Source organism: Streptomyces bambusae (genome assembly GCF_019400985.1).
In the GTDB taxonomy this organism is placed as follows: Bacteria; Actinomycetota; Actinomycetes; order Streptomycetales; family Streptomycetaceae; genus Streptomyces; species Streptomyces bambusae_A.
Map to the genome: position 1 here is coordinate 1 of NZ_WTFF01000484.1, position 3,955 is coordinate 3,955.

Here is a 3,955-nt window from a genome sequence, read left to right on the forward strand (position 1 = left end):
GGCGGGGACGGCGTCGTGGCCGGCGGCCGGCGGTGGCGCGGCGCCCGCCCGGTACGCCGAGACCAGCAGGGTCCGCTCCTGATCGCCGCAGCGGAGGTTGCGCAGCCGCCACTCGACGTGGTGGCTGAGGGCCGCGGCGCGGGCCCGGGCCGCGACCGAGGGGGCGACGTCCTCGCGGAGCCAGCCGTCGAGGGTGCCCGCCAGCCCGTGCAGCAGGCGCGTGCCGGGACCGGTGAGCCGGGCCCGGGTCAGCAGCGTGCGGATGACGAGCCGGGTCTGGAGCCGGCGCAGGGCGAAGTGGAAGGCCGCGGTCTCGGCTGCGGCCCCGCCCGTTTCGTGCGTCCCGTCCGCTGCACCCGTCCTGTCCATCGCGTCCATCGCGCCTGATGGAATTGTTCCGTTCGTGCCGTCCTGACCGCCTGCCCCGTCGGTCAGGTCCGCCATGCGGTCCCGCCAGAAGCCGGTGACGCCCGTGAAGGCGTACGCACCGTGCAGCAGCCCGGTGGTGTGCCGCGGGTCGGCGCGCCAGGGGGCGTAGTGCACCTCGGCCCCGTCGTCGTCGACCAGCGGGAAGAGGTGGAGGAGGGCCCCGAGCTTGCTGTGCTGGAACTCGTGCACCATCGCCTCCGCGAGCCCGACGCCGTCGGCGGGGCGGGAGACGAGCATGGAGCCGAAGGCGTCCGAGGTGGTCGCGCTCACCTCGGCCGGGTCGCCCGGCACCGGCCCCGAGGGGGCCGTGGGCCCGGGCACGATCCGGCGCACCTCCATGATGCGCAGCCGCCCCGGCGCGGAGGCCGGGCCGCCGGCCAGGACCGCCGTCGCCTCGCCGAACAGCCGGTGCCAGAGCTCCGCCTCCGCGCCCGGCAGCGGCTCGGGGGCGACCGGCTCGTCCAGGTCGCGGTAGGGGTCGAGGTCGTCCAGCCAGATGGAGGTGCCGGGGAAGGTGCGGGCGGGGGTCCAGTGGCTGCGCCAGGCGGCGTCCCGCGGGCGGACCAGGACCGTCCGCCCGCCGGCGGTCAGCCGCAGGTCCGGGCCGCGCAGCCGCGCCCGGGCCGAGCCGAAGCCCTGGAGGCCGCCGATCCGGGCCAGGCCGAGCGTGGGCAGGGCCAGCCCGCCGTCCCGCAGGGGGACGGGGAGGTCGGCGTCCAGGCCGGCCCGGATCCGGGCCACCAGGGCGATCGCGAACAGGTGCCCGGCGTCCGCCCACAGTGGCGGGCCGTCCGCCGTGCCGTGCAGACGGCGCAGCATGTGCGCCGTCCAGCAGCCCACCTGGGGGCTCATCAACAGCTCCTCGGCGGCCTCGGGCCGGGCCTCGGCCGCCTCGGCGATCAGCCGCCAGGCCGCCTCGGCCGGACCCAGAGGGGCCAGTGCCCCGGGCTGTTCGTCGAGCCGGTCGAGGAGTTCGCCCAGCAGCATCAGGCGCCGGGTGCGTTCGGCCCGTACGAGGAAGTCCACGGCCTCGGCCGAACCACCGCCGGCGGCGAGCTCGTCGAACCAGGCGCCGGGCATGCGTAACCGCTCGTCGTGCGGGCGCGGTTCCATCTACTCGGCCCTGCCGGTACCGCCGCCCGACGGGTTCGAGCCGCCCAGCGCATTGGTGCGGGGCCGCCGCGCCTGGGTGAGCAGGCGCGTGCTGCGCAGCGGCGCCGGTATGCGGCGGAGCGCGGCGAGGCTCACCCCGGTCAGGTCCGCCAGATCCGATTCGACGGGGACCGGACGTTCCGGCGCGGCGTGCTGCGTCGCCGTGTGCTGAGTTCCCGTGTACTGCGTCGCGGTGTGAGGTGCCGCAGTGTGGTGCGTCGCGGTGGTGTGATGTGCCGCGGTGTGGTCCGGTGTGGCGTGGAGCGGGCGCTCCGAACACCCGGGACGGTCCGCGTCGGCCGGCTCATGCAACGTGATTCCCCCTTCAAGTGCCCCGTTCACGCGCCCAGTTGTGTGCGCCGCCCGCGATGCCGGAGTCCCTCCATGATGACGAACCGGGGCTGTCTCGAAAACCCCATGTGATCAAGCCAGTCGGGGCACGCCGGGTACGCCGGGCACGTCGCGGCTACGCAGGCCGCGCCCCGGCGTACGCCCGGACCGCCGCCCGCAGCTCCGCCGCCCGCGTCTCGTCGTCGTCCAGCAGCGTGACCGCGTCGTACAGCAGCCACAGCTCCCCGGGCCGGTCGCTCAGCGCGCGCACGATCCCGATCAGGTCGGCACGGGGCTTGCTGTTGCGTCGCATCCGCTCCACGCTCCGCGTGCCGAGCTCGGAGACCATCGTCTGGCGCTCCTCGGGGTCCGTCATCATCGGATAGGCGAGCAGGGCCGCCAACAGCTGCTCCATCGGGGTCCGTACGGCGCCGCCGGCGGCCGGCCTCGCACCCGAGCCCGGTGACGCGGACGGCCCGGACGGTGACTGCGCGGCGGCCGGCGCGGGCGCCGGCACGTGCTCGGTGCGCCGCGGGCCGTGCAGCCAGAGCGCCGGCAACTGTTCCGTACGCCGCTCCGCGCGCAGCCTCTCGATCCGGTCCCGGGCCTCCCGGAACAGGTCCTCCGGATCCAGCCACGGCCCGGGTGAGCCGGCCAGGGCGTCGAGGACGCTGTCCGAGAACAACCCCGTGCCCCGCCCCGGGTCGTTGGCGGCCCGCTGGCCCCGGGCCGCGGCCAGCAGCAGCGTCTGGTGGTGGGTCTGGGCCCGCCGGCCCCGGGGCAGGCTCTCGGAGGGCAGGGTGTGGTGGAAGCCGTACTCCTCCTCGAAGGTCTGGCAGGCGTCGACGACCCAGATCTGCCGGCCGAAGCCGGGCAGCGCGTCGCTGGCCAGGGTGGTGCGCATCGACTCCAGGTCGAGGTTGCGCTTGTCGGCGGTGGTGGCGTCGGCGCAGAACAGCCGCAGCCGCTCCGCCTGGTCGAGCACCCCGTGGCCGCCCCACCACACCCACAGCAGCTCCCCGTCCAGCGCGTGGAGCTGCGACACCACCAGTCGGCGCAGCGTGTCGTGGTCGGCCGGACGGTACGGCACGCCCGGGTCGGCCAGCGGGGCGAGGCACAGCAGGATGTTGCGGTCGGGTACGCCGCCCCGCAGCAGCCAGTCGCGGAAGCGCAGCGCGTCGCCCGCCGGCCCGGGCAGGTCCCAGGCGGGCCCCGCCCCGTACCGCTCGATGCCCACGACCAGGGCGAACGTGCGGTCGGGAGCAGGCGAAGCGACGGGAGCAGGCGCGGGCGAGGGAACGGGCGCGGGCGGGGAAACGGGCGAGGGCGAGGGGATGGGCGGGGCCGCCCCGGCCGGGACGGCCGTCGCGTCCGCCGTGCTCGCCGTGCTCGTCGTGTCCGTCACGGCAGCCTCCCGGCCAGGGCCCGGTAGATGGCCGGGTTGGTCCAGTAGGCGCTGTGCGCGGCCGGGAAGGGCTGGCGGTTGTCGACCGCGACGTCCGTGACCCGGCCCGGGAACAGCGGCGCCCCGACGTAACCGAGCAGGTCCCGCGGATCGTAGAGGTTCAGCCAGTCGGGCACGTGGTCCGGCAGCGGCTCGGGATGGACGAGTCCGGGCAGCGCCCCGCTCTCGTAGAGGAAGGGGCCCTGGGAGCCCACGGTGACCAGCAGTTCGACCTGCGGGAGCGGCGCGGTGACCAGGGTGTCCAGGGCGATGATCCCGCCCAGGCTGTGCCCGATGACGACCACGGGCGGCTCCAGCTTCCCGATCAGCTCGCGCAGCCGCCGGCGCAGGGGCTCGCCGCGGGACAGGTACAGCATGATGTCGGCGGCGGCCGGGTGCGCGGCCTCGGTGAGCGCCCGTCGGCGGCGCACGGCCTGGCCCGTGGCGATCCGCAGCGCCGGCCGGGCCAGCAGGGAGCCGATGCCGCGCTCCGAACCGTCCGGACGCGCGCCCATACGGGCGGCGAGGGCCGCCACCGCCGCGTCGCGGGCGGTGCCGTCGGGCACGAGCGGCGCGTCCTCGGCGAGCGCGGCCGCGAGG

General features: G+C 76.2%; 3 protein-coding genes. All 3 read right to left on the reverse strand.

Annotated elements, in window-relative coordinates; all coding sequences use genetic code 11:
* A partial coding sequence (locus GPJ59_RS34415) for an HEXXH motif domain-containing protein (RefSeq protein WP_219671932.1) occupies positions 1-1,542 on the reverse strand: 1,542 nt, incomplete at its 3' end.
* A 505-nt stretch (positions 1,543-2,047) separates the two neighbouring features.
* Positions 2,048-3,316 (reverse strand): effector-associated domain 2-containing protein, encoded by a 1,269-nt coding sequence (locus tag GPJ59_RS34420; protein ID WP_308120649.1) that lies wholly within the window; start codon positions 3,314-3,316, stop codon positions 2,048-2,050.
* Positions 3,313-3,955 (reverse strand): alpha/beta fold hydrolase (locus GPJ59_RS34425; RefSeq protein WP_219671933.1); only part of this gene is annotated, 643 nt, incomplete at its 5' end. The genes GPJ59_RS34425 and GPJ59_RS34420, both read right to left, overlap by 4 nt.